This window comes from Enterobacter sp. WCHEn090032 (assembly GCF_003986875.1).
Taxonomy (GTDB): Bacteria; Pseudomonadota; Gammaproteobacteria; order Enterobacterales; family Enterobacteriaceae; genus Enterobacter; species Enterobacter sichuanensis.
In genome coordinates, this window is sequence record NZ_RXRN01000002.1 from 169,535 (window position 1) to 187,401 (window position 17,867).

The 17,867-nt window shown below is 56.7% G+C and carries 19 protein-coding genes; 10 read left to right on the top strand and 9 right to left on the bottom strand.

What is annotated here, in order from left to right:
• Positions 1–33 precede the first annotated feature (33 nt).
• Positions 34–93, bottom strand: coding sequence for a protein YpfM (ypfM, locus tag EKN83_RS02325; protein ID WP_015572204.1), 60 nt, complete (start codon positions 91–93; stop codon positions 34–36).
• Between the two features lie 387 nt (positions 94–480).
• Between ypfM and EKN83_RS02330 the strand changes: the two genes are divergently transcribed.
• Genes EKN83_RS02330 through EKN83_RS02340 form a run of 3 tightly spaced genes read left to right on the top strand, consistent with a single transcriptional unit; the run spans position 481 to position 2,191 of the window.
• The gene (locus EKN83_RS02330) at positions 481–831 is read left to right on the top strand and encodes an ArsC family reductase (RefSeq protein ID WP_126800255.1); all 351 of its coding nucleotides are present in this window, start codon (positions 481–483) and stop codon (positions 829–831) included.
• Between the two features lie 10 nt (positions 832–841).
• Positions 842–1,969: a succinyl-diaminopimelate desuccinylase gene (dapE, locus tag EKN83_RS02335; RefSeq protein WP_126800256.1), complete on the top strand. Its 1,128-nt coding sequence runs from the start codon at positions 842–844 to the stop codon at positions 1,967–1,969.
• A gap of 24 nt (positions 1,970–1,993) precedes the next feature.
• Positions 1,994–2,191 carry a YpfN family protein gene (locus EKN83_RS02340; protein WP_008501627.1) on the top strand — a complete coding sequence of 66 codons (198 nt, stop codon included), beginning with the start codon at positions 1,994–1,996 and terminating at the stop codon, positions 2,189–2,191.
• Positions 2,192–2,282: 91 nt separating this feature from the next.
• Here the strand turns inward: EKN83_RS02340 and ypfH are convergent, their stop codons facing one another.
• The 6 genes from ypfH to dapA all read right to left on the bottom strand — a co-directional run bounded on the left by ypfH (position 2,283) and on the right by dapA (position 8,740).
• The gene (gene ypfH, locus EKN83_RS02345) at positions 2,283–2,978 is read right to left on the bottom strand and encodes an esterase (protein ID WP_126800257.1); all 696 of its coding nucleotides are present in this window, start codon (positions 2,976–2,978) and stop codon (positions 2,283–2,285) included.
• 73 nt (positions 2,979–3,051) lie between these two features.
• Complete coding sequence (locus EKN83_RS02350) at positions 3,052–4,998, bottom strand: tRNA(Met) cytidine acetyltransferase TmcA (protein WP_126800258.1); 1,947 nt, start codon at positions 4,996–4,998, stop codon at positions 3,052–3,054.
• A complete protein-coding gene (locus tag EKN83_RS02355; RefSeq protein WP_008501630.1) occupies positions 4,998–5,867 on the bottom strand; it encodes a neutral zinc metallopeptidase in 870 nt (289 codons plus the stop codon). Before EKN83_RS02355 ends, EKN83_RS02350 begins: the two co-directional genes overlap by 1 nt.
• Before the next feature lie 120 nt (positions 5,868–5,987).
• On the bottom strand, positions 5,988–6,701 hold the full coding sequence (purC, locus tag EKN83_RS02360; protein WP_008501631.1) for a phosphoribosylaminoimidazolesuccinocarboxamide synthase: 714 nt from the start codon (positions 6,699–6,701) through the stop codon (positions 5,988–5,990).
• Positions 6,702–6,810: 109 nt separating this feature from the next.
• Positions 6,811–7,845, bottom strand: coding sequence for an outer membrane protein assembly factor BamC (gene bamC, locus EKN83_RS02365; protein ID WP_033146169.1), 1,035 nt, complete (start codon positions 7,843–7,845; stop codon positions 6,811–6,813).
• A 16-nt stretch (positions 7,846–7,861) separates the two neighbouring features.
• Positions 7,862–8,740: a 4-hydroxy-tetrahydrodipicolinate synthase gene (gene dapA / locus EKN83_RS02370; RefSeq protein ID WP_126800259.1), complete on the bottom strand. Its 879-nt coding sequence runs from the start codon at positions 8,738–8,740 to the stop codon at positions 7,862–7,864.
• A 145-nt stretch (positions 8,741–8,885) separates the two neighbouring features.
• Between dapA and EKN83_RS02375 the strand changes: the two genes are divergently transcribed.
• The gene (locus EKN83_RS02375) at positions 8,886–9,455 is read left to right on the top strand and encodes a glycine cleavage system transcriptional repressor (protein ID WP_025758958.1); all 570 of its coding nucleotides are present in this window, start codon (positions 8,886–8,888) and stop codon (positions 9,453–9,455) included.
• Positions 9,455–9,925, top strand: a complete 471-nt coding sequence (gene bcp / locus EKN83_RS02380; protein WP_025758956.1) for a thioredoxin-dependent thiol peroxidase — start codon at positions 9,455–9,457, stop codon at positions 9,923–9,925. The genes EKN83_RS02375 and bcp overlap by 1 nt, the downstream gene beginning before the upstream one ends.
• An 82-nt stretch (positions 9,926–10,007) precedes the next feature.
• On the opposite strand, the gene EKN83_RS02385 is transcribed toward bcp, so the two are convergent.
• Positions 10,008–11,072, bottom strand: a complete 1,065-nt coding sequence (locus tag EKN83_RS02385; RefSeq protein ID WP_126800260.1) for an AI-2E family transporter — start codon at positions 11,070–11,072, stop codon at positions 10,008–10,010.
• Between the two features lie 221 nt (positions 11,073–11,293).
• Here EKN83_RS02385 and bepA point away from each other — a divergent pair, with 221 nt between their 5' ends.
• The gene (gene bepA, locus EKN83_RS02390; protein ID WP_045284557.1) at positions 11,294–12,757 is read left to right on the top strand and encodes a beta-barrel assembly-enhancing protease; all 1,464 of its coding nucleotides are present in this window, start codon (positions 11,294–11,296) and stop codon (positions 12,755–12,757) included.
• An 18-nt stretch (positions 12,758–12,775) separates the two neighbouring features.
• On the top strand, positions 12,776–13,132 hold the full coding sequence (gene arsC / locus EKN83_RS02395; protein WP_025758951.1) for an arsenate reductase (glutaredoxin): 357 nt from the start codon (positions 12,776–12,778) through the stop codon (positions 13,130–13,132).
• Here the strand turns inward: arsC and EKN83_RS02400 are convergent.
• Entirely contained in the window at positions 13,129–13,953 is an 825-nt protein-coding gene (locus tag EKN83_RS02400) for an XRE family transcriptional regulator (protein WP_126800261.1), read from the bottom strand. The genes arsC and EKN83_RS02400 overlap by 4 nt on opposite strands.
• Positions 13,954–14,100: 147 nt before the next feature.
• Between EKN83_RS02400 and celB the strand changes: the two genes are divergently transcribed.
• From celB to EKN83_RS02415, 3 genes are read left to right on the top strand one after another with little or no spacing between them, the layout of a single operon-like run.
• Entirely contained in the window at positions 14,101–15,420 is a 1,320-nt protein-coding gene (gene celB / locus EKN83_RS02405; protein ID WP_025758948.1) for a PTS cellobiose transporter subunit IIC, read from the top strand.
• Between the two features lie 3 nt (positions 15,421–15,423).
• Complete coding sequence (locus tag EKN83_RS02410; protein WP_126800262.1) at positions 15,424–16,380, top strand: N(4)-(beta-N-acetylglucosaminyl)-L-asparaginase; 957 nt, start codon at positions 15,424–15,426, stop codon at positions 16,378–16,380.
• Positions 16,380–17,804, top strand: coding sequence for a leucyl aminopeptidase family protein (locus EKN83_RS02415; RefSeq protein ID WP_126800263.1), 1,425 nt, complete (start codon positions 16,380–16,382; stop codon positions 17,802–17,804). Before EKN83_RS02410 ends, EKN83_RS02415 begins: the two co-directional genes overlap by 1 nt.
• Positions 17,805–17,867: the final 63 nt, after the last annotated feature.

A 17,867-nucleotide genomic window follows, 5' to 3' on the forward strand; every position in this document is an offset into this window, starting at 1 on the left:
TTATTTAAGTGCTCTTGCAATTCTTACTGAATGTCATTTACGAAGCATGCCTTCGATAAAATCTTTCCAGTTCCCCAGTTCACGTTCAATCATAACAACCTCTCTTATTATTATGCGCATTCTACAAAAACGTATCATCATTGTGAAGACTATTTAACCAATTGCTGCGATTGTACCCCACGTCATACGGGGATTTATGATAAATATGAACGGAGAGCCCTCAATTTTTTGTGACGGCCAGCAATATTCTGAAATAACCCTACGGACGGGTGAGTTTTATTTTACCCGCTGAGTTTATTCGACATTTAAAGCTTATGGACATCTATGCTTAAAGGATGAAAGAATATTCAGCGTACAGTTGTTAGTTGAATTAAGATGACGCATAAATCCAGACGATTCCTGAATGTGTTATATTCCACTTAAGGATATATCTTCGAATTTACTGAACATTTAATCACCAGAACGACAAAAGGATTCACCATGGTTGTGATGTACGGCATTAAAAATTGCGACACCATCAAAAAAGCCCGCCGCTGGATGGAGGCGAACAACGTAGAGTACCGTTTCCACGATTACCGTGCCGATGGGCTTGATGCAGAATTTCTGCATACCGCTATCAACGAGCTGGGCTGGGAAGCCTTGCTGAATACCCGCGGTACCACCTGGCGTAAACTGGATGAATCTCTTCGCGCCAGCATCAATGACGCCGACAGCGCGGCAAAACTGATGCTCGACATGCCGGCAATCATCAAACGCCCATTGCTCTGCGCGCCAGGGAAGCCTATGCTGCTGGGTTTCAGTGAAACCCTTTATTCCGACTTTATTCGTTGAGGTGTAGTTTATGTCATGCCCGGTCATTGAGCTGACTCAGCAGCTTATTCGCCGTCCTTCCCTTAGCCCGGAGGACGCAGGTTGTCAGGCATTAATGATTGAGCGCCTGCGCGCTATCGGTTTTACCGTGGAGCGTATGGATTTTGGCGACACCCAGAATTTCTGGGCCTGGCGCGGCCAGGGCGAAACACTGGCCTTTGCCGGACATACTGACGTGGTGCCCGCTGGCGATGCGGACCGCTGGATCAACCCGCCGTTTGAACCCACCATCCGCGATGGCATGCTGTTCGGCCGCGGTGCGGCAGACATGAAAGGCTCACTGGCGGCGATGGTGGTGGCGGCTGAGCGCTTTGTCGCGCAACATCCGAACCATAAAAACCGGCTCGCGTTTCTGATCACCTCTGACGAAGAAGCCAGCGCCCATAACGGCACCGTAAAGGTTGTTGAGGCGCTGATGGCCCGCAACGAGCGCCTGGACTACTGCCTGGTGGGCGAGCCGTCCAGTACCGAAGTGGTGGGTGATGTGGTAAAAAATGGCCGCCGTGGCTCGCTGACCTGTAACCTGACCATTCACGGCGTTCAGGGGCACGTTGCTTATCCGCATCTGGCTGATAACCCGGTTCATCGCGCTGCGCCGATGCTGAGCGAGCTGGTGGCGATTGAATGGGATAAAGGCAACGAGTTCTTCCCACCGACCAGCATGCAGATTGCGAACGTCAAAGCCGGAACCGGCAGCAATAACGTGATCCCGGGGGATTACTTCGTCCAGTTCAACTTCCGCTTCAGCACGGAACTGACCGACGAGATGATCAAGGCGCGCGTTATCGCCCTGCTGGAAAAATATAACCTGCGCTACACCGTGGACTGGTGGCTTTCCGGCCAGCCGTTCCTGACACAGCGCGGCAAGCTGGTGGATGCGGTGGTCAACGCCATCGAGCACTATAATGAAATTAAGCCACAGCTGCTGACAACGGGTGGCACCTCAGACGGACGCTTTATCGCCCGTATGGGTGCCCAGGTTGTCGAACTGGGACCAGTGAACGCGACCATTCATAAAATCAATGAGTGTGTTAATGCGGCAGATTTACAACTGCTGGCCCGTATGTATCAACGTATTATGGAGCAACTCGTCGCCTGACGAACGCTCTGAGAGGAATAGCGAATGGACTGGCTTTCAAAGTACTGGTGGGTTCTGGTGTTGGTTTTTCTGGTCGGCGTATTGCTGAATGTGATTAAAGACCTTAAGCGCGTTGACCATAAAAAATTTCTCGCCAACAAACCGGATCTTCCCCCGCACCGCGATTTTAACGACAAGTGGGACGATGACGACGACTGGCCGAAGAAGGACCAGAAGAAGTAATCCCCTCACCCTAACCCTCTCCCCATAGGGGAGAGGGAACAAAACACCCCTCGCCCCTTTGGGGAGAGGGGCTGGGGGTGAGGGGAAATAATCACATAAACTCAACGATATCATCATTATCCGGCTTACCGCCGCTGAGCGCTTCATCAAAGTAGTGCTTCGGTACGGTATAGCGCAGATGGTCGAGTGCGAACTGCATGCTACGGTCATCAATCGCGTGGCCCAGATCGTCAACGATATCCAGCGTCACATCTCCCCCTTCGCGAATCAGCGCTTCCTGTGCGGCGACCGCATGCGAGAGTTCAATCACCCGGTCTTCCCCACCGTGGATCAGGTGGATAGTCGTCTGCGTGGTCGCGTGGGTCGGTAGTGTCGCAAAACGGCCATTAAACGCGATCACCCGCGAAACCAGACCCGGCTGCGCTTTTACGCTTTCCAGCGACATGATTGACCCCTGTGAGAAACCTATCAGGGCGGTTGCGTCGGCCCCCACGCCGCTCTGCTGCTGCCAGTAGCGGACAATGTCGATAAACGTGGGCATGATGGCATCAATGCGCGCCTGACGGTTCTCTTCCGTCACGCCCTGAACTGAGAACCACTGTCGTCCATGAGAACCACACGGCTCGACGCCACCGATGCTGACAATGAGTGCCTGCGGAAAAACCGGCGCAAACCAGCTGCCAATCTGCCCCATATTGACGGCATTATCGCCAACACCATGAAACAGAAGCAGCAACTGTTTAGCCGGCTTGTCAGGGCTTTGAACAACAAAATGGTCGTGTTTCATGGTGGTCTCCTTAATAGATGACCTGGATTCTACGCCTCGCGGCGGGAATGACCATGCCACTTTACTGAAGAAGTCATTGAAAAAATTGCCATTGCAAAATGGCTTCTTTCAGCTGCTGGCAGCGGAGAGAGTCAAGACTTTCAAGCGCTTGCGCCGTTTCACTGCGCAACTTTACCAGCAGCGCTTTTTGTCCAATGTCTTCCGTTTTCCCTTCCATCTTCCCCCGCAGTGCCGGAAGCGGCATATCGACGGCAAGCAACAACCGTGTCAACGCGGCAACCGACGTGGAAAACGCGCGATGCGCAAAAGCAAACCCCGCCAGTTCCAGCCAGTCGTCATGATTAAGCGTAGCTTCCCACTCATCTTCCACCGGGATCTTTTCACCGTTCCAGGCCGATAACACCCGCGCATCACGCTTCAGACGCTGCTGCGCCTGCTGACACAACTGATGCCCAGCCTCACTCTGCGCCAGCAGCGCCATCGCGGTGTAACAACCGCTGCTGGCTTCACGGTGGCTTCCCATCCGCACCAGCACAAAGCCGCACCGCTGCCAGAAACGCCAAAGCTCTTCGGTATAACCAAAGCTCACCGACAGATAATCCTCCCCGCTGGCGCTGCGAATAAGCGCCTGGCCAATCCCTTCCCGCTGACGGTGAGGATGTACGGCAATACGGGTCACCCTTTGACCTCTGAGCGTTGCCGCCAGCGGAGAGCCGCCGTGCGCCGCCAGAGACTGCGCCACCAGGTTTCCGCGAGGACGGCGGAACCCCGCCCACACCGCGCGGCTAAGTGCAGGGGACAGCCCGCCCTCCTCCACCAGCCACAGCGCTCCGGCGATGACCGGGTTCGCTTCGGCGACAGCAAACTGTTGCCCGGGCGCGTCCATCATGCGGCGTAAATCGAGCGGCGAGGTGCGATAATGCGCCGCACAGAGCAGCTCATAGACGCTCGCGACCAGCGCCGGACGGCGTTCCCATGCCGCGGGGGTCAGAGAGGTGATACGCACCTCGCCTTCCGGGCGGCGGTCAAGCAGCGTGTCGTCAAACAGCAGCGCGCTGGCCACGATCCGCTCAAGCGGACAACCTGCCGCCCAGCGTACCGGCGTTGATAAGCTGTAGCGCTGCAACCCGGGAAACCGACCGCAGAACTTGAGCAAGAATCCCCTGCCCGTTCCTTCATATCCCTGCACCGTGGTGGTCAACAGCACGCGAGGGAAACGGCTCACCAGCTTTTCCAGCAGCGGGCCGGGGATCGCGGCAGCTTCATCGACAATCAGCCAGTCAGCCTGATGCGAAGAAGCTAACAGCGCGTCCGGGGCCATAAAATGAAAACGCTCTCCGGCAAAGCGGGCGATACTTTCTGTCGCCCCTTTCGCCGGTGCGGTGACGACGGCGCTGCCCGCAATACGATGGAGTAACATTCCCGCCAGGGCCGACTTACCGCGCCCGCGCGCAGCGGTAACGGCCACGATGCCCCGCGACATTTCCTGAAGTACCTCCAGGATCGCCGCCTGCTCGCGCTGCGGCGCGCCACTGGCTGGGTGCCAGTCTGGGGCTCCGGGTAAAGGCGGAAGGGATAAATCGCTGCCCTGAAGCCAGACAATCGCGTCGGGGTCGGCGGCAAGGGTCCGGCAGAAATGGTGGACAAAATGCGGAGTGGCTATCGCTTCGGTGCTGTCGCTCCAGCGCAGGGAATCACGGTCAGGAAGCCCGGCCCACGCCTCAAGCGGCGGAACCCGCAGCACCAGAAGGCTCCCGGCGCTCAGCGTTCCGCTCAGCGCGGCGAACGCGGCAACATCGAACCCGCAGCACGCGTCAAAAACGGCATGCCGGAACTCGCGTCCCAGCAGGCTACTGATGGCTTTTGAAGGGTGTTCGTTCAGCCAAACCCAGTCTCCGGGTAGAGCGTCTCGCAGCGCTTCTGCCTGGGCTAAGCTCCACTGCGCATCGCCGCTGAGCACCACCAGCCGACGATGGCCGGTGCGCTCAAGCTCGCTTATCAGCTGTTCAAAGCGCAGCATTACATCGCTTTGCCGAAAGTATTACACTGCGCCGGATCGCCACTGTCGAAACCGCGTTTAAACCAGCTATAGCGCTGTTGCGAGGTCCCGTGCGTGAAGCTGTCCGGCACGACGCGCCCCTGGCTCTGCTGCTGAAGACGATCGTCACCGATAGCCTGAGCGGCATTTAACGCCTCTTCAAGATCGCCGGATTCCAGAACGCCCTGCTGCTGCATGCTGTGGCCCCAGACGCCCGCGAAGCAGTCCGCCTGCAGCTCCATTTTAACGGAGAGGCGGTTCACGTCGGCCTGAGAGGCATTTTGCTGAAGCTGGCGTACTTTTGGCTCAATCCCCAACAGTTTTTGCACGTGATGGCCGACTTCATGCGCGATCACATAGCCCTGGGCGAAATCACCGTCCGCGCCAAGCTTGCGTTTCATGTCATCGTAAAAAGAGAGATCGATATAGACGGTGCCGTCTGCCGGGCAGTAGAACGGCCCCATTACCGATTGCCCGGTACCGCAACCGGTGCGGGTTGCTCCCCGGTACATCACCAGCTTCGGCTGCTGGTAGGTACGCCCCATCTTCTCGAACAGCTGACCCCAGGTATCTTCTGTGGTGGCGAGAATCACGGAGGTAAATTTGGCCGCTTCATCTTCATTCGGGCTGATGGAGCGCTGAGAATGTTGCTGCTGTTGCAGCGGCTGACCGGTCATCAGGCCAGTGAGATCGACCCCGTAATACCCTGCAACCAGCACCACAATCAGCAGAATGATGCCGCCCTTTCCGCTGGGTAACCGAAAACCGGGCCCTCCCATGGAAGGACCGCCGCCACCATCGCTGCGTCTGTCTTCTACATTGTCACTTTCACGACGCCCTTGCCAGCGCATAACCACCTCGAACTATTCCATTAATAATAGCTATGATCGTAGGCGGTTAACGGCAAGATTACCATAGGAAACAAAGGTAAGACGCCAAAGGATGCGAACATCCTTTGGCAAGTGAGGGAGTTAGTCGAGCTTAACGCCTAAACGGTGAGCAACCGCTTCGTACGCTTCAATCAGGCCACCCAGGCTCTGACGGAAACGGTCTTTGTCCATTTTATCCAGCGTTTCTTTATCCCACAGGCGGCTACCGTCCGGCGAGAACTCATCGCCCAGCACCACTTCGCCTTTAAACAGACCAAACTCCAGCTTGAAATCGACGAGGATCAGGCCCGCGTCATCAAACAATTTTTTCAGCACGTCGTTGGCTTTGTAGGTCAGCTCTTTCATGCGCGCCAGGTTCTCTTTATTCACCCAGCCGAAGGTTTCGCAGTAGGAATCATTGACCATCGGATCGTGCATCGCGTCGTTTTTCAGGAACAGGTCGAACAGCGGTGGATTCAGTTCGATACCTTCTTCAATGCCCAGACGCTTCACCAGGGAGCCCGCTGCACGGTTACGAATTACGCACTCAACCGGAACCATATCCAGTTTTTTCACCAGACATTCCGTATCGGACAGCAACGCTTCCATCTGAGTCGGGATACCCGCTTCGGCCAGTTTGGTCATAATGAAGTGGTTGAACTTGTTGTTCACCATGCCTTTACGATCGAACTGCTCAATGCGAGCGCCATCCCCTGCTGACGTATCATTGCGGAACTCGAGCACCAACAGATCCGGGTTTTCCGTGCTGTATACGGTTTTCGCTTTGCCACGATACAACTCAGCTTGCTTCTGCATCTTCATTACTCCTGGTGTGATGATTTGTGTTCAAAACTGGGCATATTATGCCACGCACACGTTTGCGTAGCACGAAAATAAAAAGGGCTGGATTCACCAGCCCTCGTTTTTATTTGCTGAATGCCGCCTGGAAGACAGCGACCAGCGCATCGTTCTGCGACTGGGTCAGCGTGTGACCCTTTGGATCGATAAACTGCAGACTGCTGCGGTTATCAAGGTCACCGACCTGAATCTTGTAGTCACCGGAGGCAAGCTGAGGATCTTTCGCACCCAGCTCCTGCCACGCGCTGTCGGAGAGCGGCTTGTAGGTTGCCGTCATGCTGCCGGTTGAACGCGTGCTGTCGGTCACCTTCATGCCCACTTTTTCCAGGGTCGCTGGCAGACGCTGCCAGGTCTGGTTAAACGGTGCACGCACCACCAGCATTGGCAGGCCGGTATCATCTGCACCGCTTTGCACATCGAAGGTCGCGCCATTGCGGCTCTGCGCGGCGTTGGCGGCATCGGTGGCAGTCTTATCGAGACCTGCGGCAATCACGTTCAGCATTTCGGTGCTGTAACGCTGCAGGGACGCGGCATCTGCAACTGGTTTACCCGCCTGCTCCAGGTTCAACAGCTTCACGTTAACCGCTTGCTGATACCCCTGTGGTTTGACGGAGACTTGATAGCGGCCGCGGTACTGCTGATCTTCATCCAGACGGTTCCATTCGATCCAGTCGGTGGTTAACGTCTGGCTGGCGTCATCGCGTTTATCGATGGTGTAGTTCTTCGACTGAATAACGCTGACAACCTGCGGCCACAGGGTGCTACCGCGCGCGCTCTCAACCATCAGAGACGCGGTATCACCGGTGAACTGGGTACGCGCCCCGCTCACCAGCGCCAGAGGCTGTGCTGGCGGACGAATATCAAGCGCTTTACCGACCAGGCCGCTGCCGTTGGTCACGGGGATATTATAATCGCCGTTCTGAATCGGCAGGATCATACCAGCCGGTGCGTGAAGTTCAGCAAGCGGGGTCGCATCCAGATAGGATTCATCACCGCTCACCTGGCGCTTGTAGCGCGAGTCTGAACTACAGGCAGCGAGCAGCATAACAAGCGAAACACTCGCAACCTTCGCCAGGCGCGACTTCTGTACTGAATAAGCCATCAAATCTCCCTAAACTTTACAGCAAACCGGCATGCTTCAGCGCTGCCCTGACGATATCACGACCGTGGTCGGTAATCGGTGTCATTGGCAGACGCAGCGTATCGGTTGCTACAAGCCCCAACTCCTTACACGCCCATTTCACGGGGATCGGATTGGGTTCGACAAATAATTTATTGTGCAGCGGCATCAGACGCTGATTAATGACACGCGCTTCATCAAAGTCACCGGCGGCGGCCAGTTTGCACATTTCAGCCATATCGCGCGCCGCAACGTTTGCCGTTACGGAGATCACGCCATGGCCACCGAGCTGCATAAAGTCCAGCGCGGTCGCATCATCACCGCTCAACAGGATAAAGTCGTCTGAAACCAGCTCTTTGATCTGATGAACGCGGCTTAAGTTCCCTGTCGCCTCTTTAATACCGATAATATTTTTTACTTCCGAGAGACGACCAACGGTTTCCGGCAGCATATCGCAGCCGGTACGGGACGGCACATTATACAGAATTTGTGGCAAGTCAGTATGTTCAGCGATGGCTTTGAAGTGCTGGAACAAACCTTCCTGGGTAGGACGGTTGTAATAAGGGGTCACCGTCAGACAGCCGACGATGCCGCTGTCGTTAAAACGTTTAGTAAGGCTGATCGCTTCTGCGGTTGCATTTGCCCCTGTCCCCGCGATGACCGGAATACGTCCGTCAGCCAGTTCGAGGGTCAGCATAACCACATCACCGTGCTCATCGTGGCTCAGCGTTGCAGATTCACCGGTAGTCCCTACCGAAACGATCGCCGAGGTTCCATTGGCGACATGGTAATCAATCAGCTTCTTCATGCTAGACCGGCAGACGTTACCTTTTTCATCCATCGGTGTTACAAGCGCGACAATACTTCCCGTGAACATGAGCCATCCTCTGTGCGAACAAGAGTCTCAATGGTACGTTTGGAACTGTAATAAAAGCAAGCGACCTGAGGCCCTCAGGCGGTTGTATGCATGTTTTTTTTATGCTTTCCTTAGGAAGACTTAACCATGCAAAGGAAGAACAGGTTTGACAACCTCATCACAACATTACCTGGTTATCACTGCGCTGGGTGCCGACAGGCCGGGTATCGTGAACACCATCACGCGTCACGTGAGCAGCTGCGGCTGTAATATCGAAGACAGCCGTCTGGCGATGCTGGGCGAAGAGTTCACGTTTATTATGCTGCTGTCCGGAACATGGAATGCCATTACGCTTATCGAATCCACCCTGCCGCTGAAAGGCGCGGAGCTGGATTTGCTCATCGTGATGAAACGTACCACCGCGCGCCCACGTCCGGCCATGCCCGCTACCGTCTGGGTGCAGGTTGAAGTCCCTGATTCCCCCCATCTGATCGAGCGCTTTACCGCGCTGTTTGACAGCCATCAGATGAACATCGCCGAGCTCGTTTCCCGCACACAGCCGGGCGACGAGAACACCGTACCCACGCTCTTTATTCAGATTACCGCACACAGCCCTGCTTCACAGGATGCGTCAAATATCGAGCAAGCGTTCAAAGCCCTCTGTACAGAATTAAACGCGCAGGGCAGTATAAGCGTCGTAAATTATTCGCAGCACGAACAGGATGGAGTTGAGTAATGAATCCACTGAAAGCCGGTGACATCGCACCGAAATTTAGCTTACCGGATCAAGACGGCGAGCAAGTAAATTTGACCGACTTCCAGGGACAGCGTGTTCTGGTCTATTTCTACCCGAAAGCCATGACCCCCGGCTGCACCGTACAGGCCTGCGGCTTACGCGACAACATGGACGAGTTGAAAAAAGCCGGCGTGGAAGTGCTGGGTATCAGCACGGATAAACCCGAAAAGCTGTCACGATTTGCTGAAAAAGAGCTGCTGAACTTCACGCTGCTTTCTGATGAAGATCATCAGGTGTGCGAACAGTTCGGCATCTGGGGTGAGAAGACGTTTATGGGTAAAACCTACGACGGCATTCACCGCATCAGCTTCCTGATCGACGCTGACGGTAAAATTGAACACGTATTTGACGACTTCAAAACCAGCAACCACCACGATGTAGTGTTGAACTGGCTGAAACAAAGTGCCTGAAAGTGAGTGTCGGGTGGCGGCTTCGCCTTACCCGACCTACAAGGATAAGTAGGCCGGGTAAGCGCAGCGCCACCCGGCAAACCTACTTATCTTCCACCGCTGGCACATCCGGCCACGCGTGCACCACTGCTTTTATCAGCGTCGCCAGCGGAATGGCAAAGAACACGCCCCAGAACCCCCACAGCCCGCCGAAAATCACCACCGACAGAATAATCACCAGCGGATGCAGATTCACCGCTTCGGAGAACAGCACCGGTACCAGCAGATTACCGTCCAGCCCCTGAATAATCAGGTACACCGCGAAGCAGCTCCAGAACTCGGTTCCCAGGCCAAACTGGAACAGCGCGACGCCAACCACCGGAATGGTCACCACAAACGCGCCGATGTACGGAATCAGAACCGACAGCCCCACCAGCACCGCCAGCAGCAGCGAGTAGTTCAGACCGAAGATCAGGAAGCCAATCCAGGTGGCGACCCCCACGACGATCATCTCCAGCACCTTGCCGCGAATGTAGTTAGTGATCTGCTGATTCATCTCTTCCCAGACCTGCCCCGCCAGACCGCGATTGCGCGGCAGAATACGCCGAACGGCGTTGAGCATCTGGTCTTTATCTTTTACCAGGAAGAAGACCATCAGCGGCACGAGCACGAGATAGACCGCCAGGGTAAGCAGCCCCACCAGCGACGCCAGAGAGTACTTCACCACCGAATCACCCATCGTCATGATGCGGGCGCGCATATTTTCCGCCATCGCGTCGATGATCCCGGCATCCATCAGGGCCGGGTAACGGCGCGGCAGCGTGGCGGCGAAATCAGAGAGCTTATTCAGCATGCCGGGCATATCGCGGATCAGGTAGATCCCCTGCTGCCAGGCCACCGGCATCACCACCAGGGCCATTAACAGCAGGATACCGACAAACAGCACCAGGACGATGCTGGCCGCCCAGCGACGGGAACAGCCAATATGTTCCAGACGCGCCGTTGGCCACTCCAGCAGGTAGGCCAGCACAATCGCCACCAGCAGAGGGGCGAGCAGACCGCTGAAGAAGAACAGAATACCGAACCCGGCAACCAGAATAACCAGCAAAGCAATGGCCTCCGGGTCGCTGAACCGGCGCCGGTACCACTGCATTAACATTTCGAGCATACAACCCTTCCCTGAATCGAATGGCGGGAGTGAGACGATGAATTGTATCTAACTGTCACAAAAAAGACTTTCGCTTTTTGTATCCCGGTCACAATCCGCAAAAGCATGATGAATGGGATTTTCTTCATGCGGCAACACGGCTACACTCGCTGGGCAGCAGAGATGAACGATATGCCGCTTCATCGGTCAAATTAGCACATCCAATATACAGGACAGTGGTTATGTTCAGGCAGTTGAGAAAAACACTGGTTGCAACACTGATTGCCGCAGTGACGGTCGGTCAGGTATTACCCGCTTTTGCTGACTCGTCCGATTCATTGCCGGACATGGGCACCACAGCAGGAAGCACGCTCTCGATTGGGCAAGAGATGCAAATGGGCGATTACTATGTTCGCCAGCTGCGCGGCAGCGCTCCGCTGATTAACGACCCTTTGCTGGTACAGTACATCAACGGGCTGGGGATGCGTCTGGTGGCGCACGCCGACTCGGTAAAAACGCCGTTCCACTTCTATTTGATTAATAATGACGAAATCAACGCCTTCGCCTTCTTTGGCGGTAACGTGGTGCTGCATTCGGCGTTATTCCGTTACTCAGACAACGAAAGCCAGCTGGCCTCGGTGATGGCGCACGAAATTTCGCACGTCACGCAGCGCCACCTGGCGCGTGCGATGGAAGACCAGAAGCGTAACGCACCGCTCACCTGGGTGGGCGCACTGGGCTCTATTCTGCTGGCAATGGCCAGCCCGCAGGCCGGGATGGCAGCCTTAACCGGTACGCTGGCCGGTACGCGTCAGGGAATGATCAGCTTTACCCAGCAAAACGAGCAGGAAGCGGACCGCATCGGCATCCAGGTGCTGCAGCGCTCGGGCTTCGACCCGCAGGCCATGCCGAGCTTCCTGGAAAAACTGCTCGATCAGGCCCGTTATTCTTCCCGCCCACCGGAAATTCTGCTCACGCACCCGTTACCGGAAAGCCGTCTGTCAGATGCGCGTAACCGTGCCAACCAGATGCGTCCGGTAGTGGTCCAGTCTTCGCAGGATTTCTACATGGCGAAAGTGAGAACACTGGGGATGTACAATTCCGGGCGTAACCAGCTCACCAGCGACCTGCTGGATGCCCTGGCGAAAGGTAACGTGCGTGAGAAAAACGCCGCGCAGTATGGCCAGGCGCTGCAGGCGATGGAAGCCAGTAAATACGACGAGGCGCGTAAAGCGTTGCAGCCGCTTCTGGCCGCCGACCCGAATAACCCGTGGTATCTCGATTTGTCCACGGATATCGATCTGGGGCAGAAGAAACCTGCCGATGCGATTAACCGCCTGAAAGGGGCGAAAGACGTTCGTACCAACCCGGTACTGCAGCTTAACCTGGCGAACGCTTACTTACAGGGCGGCCAGCCTGGGGAAGCGGCGACCATTCTGAACCGCTACACCTTTAATAATAAAGACGATCAAAACGGCTGGGACCTGCTTGCACAGGCTGAAGCCCAGTTGGGCAACCGCGATCAGGAGCTGGCGGCGCGCGCCGAAGGCTTTGCCCTGGTGGGGCGCCTCGATCAGGCGATTTCCACGCTCAGCAGCGCCAGCGCGCAGGTCAAACTCGGCAGCCTCCAGCAGGCCCGTTACGACGCGCGTATCGATCAGCTGCGCGGCCTGCAGCAGCGCTTTAAGCCGTACGAGAAGATGTAATAAAGGAGAATGTACGTCATGACAGACGCCGTAAAAATCTATCATAACCCTCGCTGCTCCAAGAGCCGCGATACCCTGAGCCTGCTGAAATCTAACGGCGTTGAGCCTGAGGTGGTGCTGTATCTCGACACCCCGCCTGATGCCCAAACCCTCCGCCAGCTGCTGCACATGCTGGGGATGGGCAGTGCACGAGAACTGATGCGCAAGAAAGAAGATCTGTATAAGTCGCTTAACCTGGACGACAGCCGTCTCACCGAAGCCGAGCTGGTTCAGGCCATGGTTGAAAATCCAAAGCTGATTGAGCGACCGATTGTGGTGGCCAACGGCCAGGCACGCATTGGTCGCCCGCCGGAAGAGGTGCTCGAGATCCTCTAATCGTTACGCCGCAGCGCTTCCAGAAAAGCCTGCGGCGTGCTTTCACCTAACGTCTTCTGCGCTTTTCCCCGGTTGTAACTCTCACACAGTTGAATCAACAGCTCCCCGACAGGCGTCGTTTTTACCTGCGGAATAATCTCCTGCAAGGGTACCGTGACCTGCACCGCCCGGGAGGCCCGGGGATGCTGGTTGATGGCAATTTCACTGTCCGGCAGAGTGACCTCAAAACCAAAAGTCTCAACAGATTGTACAGGGGCCGGACAGGCCTCAAGCAGCGCCTGCGTCCATCGCGTCAACAGCTGCGGCGACAACCCTGCATAGAGCCGCGCATAGCACCAGCCGCTCACCGGCTCCCGCGCCCACAGCAGATGTTGCTCCCCACCGTCGTCCATATGAAGCGATAACGGCAAATGATGCAGCATCAGCTGCTGAGGCACGACACCGGCCTTCAGCGCTTTTTTACCGCGCAGCGGCGCATGCTTCGGTTTGGCGCCAGCGGGTTTGAGATAGCGATTCAGCGTTGCCCGGGACACGCGGATCCCCAGCACGTTATTAACCAGAAGCAGCAGTTCATCCAGCGGCGCGTTCAGGATGTCGCGCAACGCATTCACCAGCACAGCCTGCTCTTGTCTCATCGCTTTGTGTATCACTTTTGGCGTTGTCTGCTTATCTGAAACCTGCTCACGGTTGCGCCAGCGCCTGACGGTGGTGATGGAGATCCCCAGCTCAGTCGCCAGCTCTCGGTCGCTCTTATCGGACTGCTGGAGATAACGACGAATACGTGGCGTGGTGGTGGCATTAGCATGCAGTTTAATTTCCATCGCAACAATTCCATTAACTAATCATATGAGATTTATATAGCACACGCGGTTGCTTTGTGACCGATTTCACCTTTCGCCCGCCACGCTTCACTGATAATCCACAGACATAACATAAACCGCACCACTCAATCTTGTACGGAGTTCACAATGAACAATGTTCTGGGATTTCTTGAAGCAAAGCTGATGCCGCTGGCAGCCAAAACGGCACAGCAGCGTCACCTTGGGGCCATCCGTGGCGCCTACGTGTCGTTCATGCCGTTTATCATTGTCGGTTCGATTCTGCTGGTGATCTCGTCATTCCCGAATCAAACCTATCAGCAGTTTATGTCTCAGGCCTTTGGTGAGAGCTGGAGCGCCATCATCGAAATTCCGTTCAACGCGGTGTTCTCCACCATGTCGCTGTTTATCAGCTTCCTGGTGGCGTTCCGCCTGGCCGAACATTACGGCGAAGACCGCATCTCCTGCGGCATCCTGGCGCTGGTCGCGTTTCTGATCCTGACGCCGTTTATCAAAGTGGCGGAGAACGGCGGGATTACCGTGATGCCGGTGGAGTGGATTGGCAGTAAAGGACTGTTCGTGGCGATGATTGGCTCGCTGCTGTGGACGGAGCTGTTCTGCTGGCTGAAGCGCAAAAATCTGGTCATCAAAATGCCGGACGGCGTGCCGCCTGCGGTACAGGAGTCGTTCGCCGCGCTGATCCCGGCGCTGCTGGTGATGATCCTGGTGCTGGTTATCCGCATCGTCTTTGAGAACACCCATTACAACACGATCCATCAGTTTATTTATGAGGTTGTGGCCACGCCGGTGCGCCACTACGGCACCTCTTACTTTGGCGCGCTGATGACGGTATTCAGCATTACCATTCTGTGGTCAGTGGGCATTAACTCCGGCTCGATGATCAACGGCATTATTCGTCCCCTGTGGATGGAGAACCAGACTGATAACATCGCCGCCATTCAGGCTGGCACCACGCCGCCGCACATCATTACTGAACAGTTTTTTGACATGATCTGGATGGGTGGCGCAGGAGCCACGCTGTCGCTGGTGATTGCGATGCTGATTTTCGCCCGCAGCAAAAACATGCGTGAAGTCGCCCGCCTGGGCGCGGGGGCGTCGGTGTTTAACATCAACGAGCCGATTCTGTTCGGCCTGCCGGTGATCATGAACCCGATCATGCTGATCCCCTTCAATCTTGTGCCGCTGGTGCTGGTGAGCGTGCAGTACGCGGCGATGAAAATTGGCGCGGTCGCCGTAACCACCGGGGTGTTTATCCCGTGGACGCTGCCGCCGGTGATCAGCGGTTTTATCGTCACCGGGCACCTCAGCGGCAGCGTGATGCAGCTTATCAATCTGCTGATTGGCGCCATGCTGTATCTGCCTTTTATGCGCATTGTGGACAAGCAGTACCGCGCGGCGGAAGTGGCGACCGTTACGCAAACCGACACAACACTTGCAAAACAGGAGTAAAGCATGTGGGGAATTATCGCCACCTGGCGAATGGCGCTTGAAGGCGTCACGGAGTCTGCCTCTGCGCTGGCTGCGGGAAAACCGGTCTCTGCGGCAGTGGTGGATGCCGTTGCCGCCGTCGAAGATTTTCCGTTTTATAAATCCGTCGGCTACGGTGGGTTACCCACTGAAAACGGCGAGGTTGAGCTGGACGCGGCGTACATGGACGGCGACACGCTGGCGTTTGGTGCCGTGGGTAATCTGGTGGATATCGCCAACCCGGTGCGCGTGGCGAAGGCGCTCAGCCGCCAGCGGTATAACAGCCTTTTGGTCGGTCAGGGGGCGCGCGAATGGGCCCTGAGCCAGGGCTTTGCGGACAAAACCATGCTCACCGACCGCGCCATGCAGCATTACCGCAAGCGCTGCCGGGAGACGCTGGATAAAGGCCTAAGCCCGTACGACGGCCACGACACCGTCGGGATTATCGGCCTCGACAAACAGGGCTCCATGAGCGTCGCCACCTCCACCAGCGGCCTGTTTATGAAAAAACGCGGCCGACTCGGCGATTCGCCGATTATCGGGTCCGGTTTTTACTGTGACAGCGAAACCGGCGCCGCCACCGCCACAGGCGTGGGGGAAGATCTGATGAAAGGCTGTACCAGCTACGAAATTGTTCGCCGCATGGCCCAGGGCATGACGCCCCAGCAGGCGGCGGATTCAGTGGTGTTTGAGCTGGAAGACAAGCTGATGTCGCGCTTTGGCCGCGCGGGAGATCTCTCCGTGGTGTGCATGAATAATAAAGGCGAGTTCGCCGCGGCGACCAATATCAAAACCTTCTCGTTTGTGGTCGCCACCGCCCGCCAGCCGCTGACCGTGTTTCGCGCCGAGCGCCGGCAGGAAAAGACGCATTATCAGGCCGTGGATGAAGCATGGATGCAGGCCTACGCGGCGCGGATCCGCGCGCCGATTGAGGAGGAATAATGATTACCTGGCAACTGACAACCACCCTTTCCAACACCAGACCACACGGTCACCTCATCGCCCGGACCGCCTGTCCATTACTGCCAGACACCCCGCTTATCGCGGAAATGCGCGGGCAGGACGGGGTTGCCGATACCCGTTTTGGCTGCGCCCCTTTTGCACGGATCACACTGGTGCCGGATGCGCTCTGGCAGGACAGCCTCACTGAAGGATTACTGACGGCACTGCGCCCCCTGCTGGCCTCCCCTGTCAGCCCTGATATGATCATCGACATCACCCAGATCGACGACGTTGTGCTGGCGCAGGTGCTGCGCTTTCTCTTCAACCAGGCGCACTGTCTTAGCGACCTGCAGTTGAAGCGCCCCGACGATACGCCAGCGCGTCTGCACCACGTTACCGCTCTTTGCCTGCCGGAACAGCAGGACAAGCTGGAAGCTATCTTCCGCCAGCAACAGGCCATCAGCCGGGGCATGGTCTTTGCGCGTCGTCTGGCGGATATCCCTTCCGATCGCTGTACGCCACAGTTTGTGGTCGAAGAGGCGAAAAAATTGTCCGCCGACGTCCCTGCCCTGCGGTGTGAGGTGCTGGATGAAAAGCAGATCGTTGCGCAGGGTCTGGGGCTACTTCATGCCGTCGGTAAAGGCGCTTCCTGTCCGCCGCGGCTGCTGGCCATTCACTATGAGGGTGTTTCTGACGGTCCGGTGCGTTGCTACGTAGGTAAAGGCATCACCTTCGATACCGGTGGTCTGTGGCTGAAGGAAGGCGCCGGCATGTACACCATGAAGTACGACATGTGCGGGGCGGCCAACGTACTGGGCCTGATGCTTGCCGTCGCAGAACTTGGTCTTCCCGTTCGCATCATGGGCGTGCTGGCGCTGGCGGAAAACGCGATAGGTCCGGACGCCATGCAGCCCGGCACGGTCGCGCGGGCCTGCAACGGCACAACGGTTGAAATCAACAATACCGATGCCGAAGGTCGACTGGTGCTGGCAGACGCGATTGCCTGGGCCAGCCTGCGCCATCCCCGGGCGCGCTATATTATTGATATGGCGACGCTAACGGGTGCGGTGGTCAAAGCGCTGGGGTATGAGCTGAGCGGGTTAATGACCCAGGATGAACCGCTGCGCAAGGCGCTGACGCAGGCGGGGAAACAGAGCGGCGACGAAGTGTGGTCCCTACCGCTGGACGCGCGGCTGAAAAAGCAGACCGACAGCGCCATCGCCGATCTGTGCAACACCCCAACCAACAATGCGGCAATCAGCGCCTCGGCGGCGTGGCTGCTGCATCACTTCTGCCCGCCGACGATCCCGTGGGCGCATCTGGATATTAGCGGTACGGCGCTGTGGCGTGAAAACGGCAGGAGCGTGGCGTCAGGGAGGCCGATTCCGCTGCTGGTGGAGCATTTATTGGGGGATAGTGCCTGAATGTTTTGCCGGGTGGCGGCTGCGCCTTACCCGGCCTACATATCGTGGCGGATTTTCACAGGC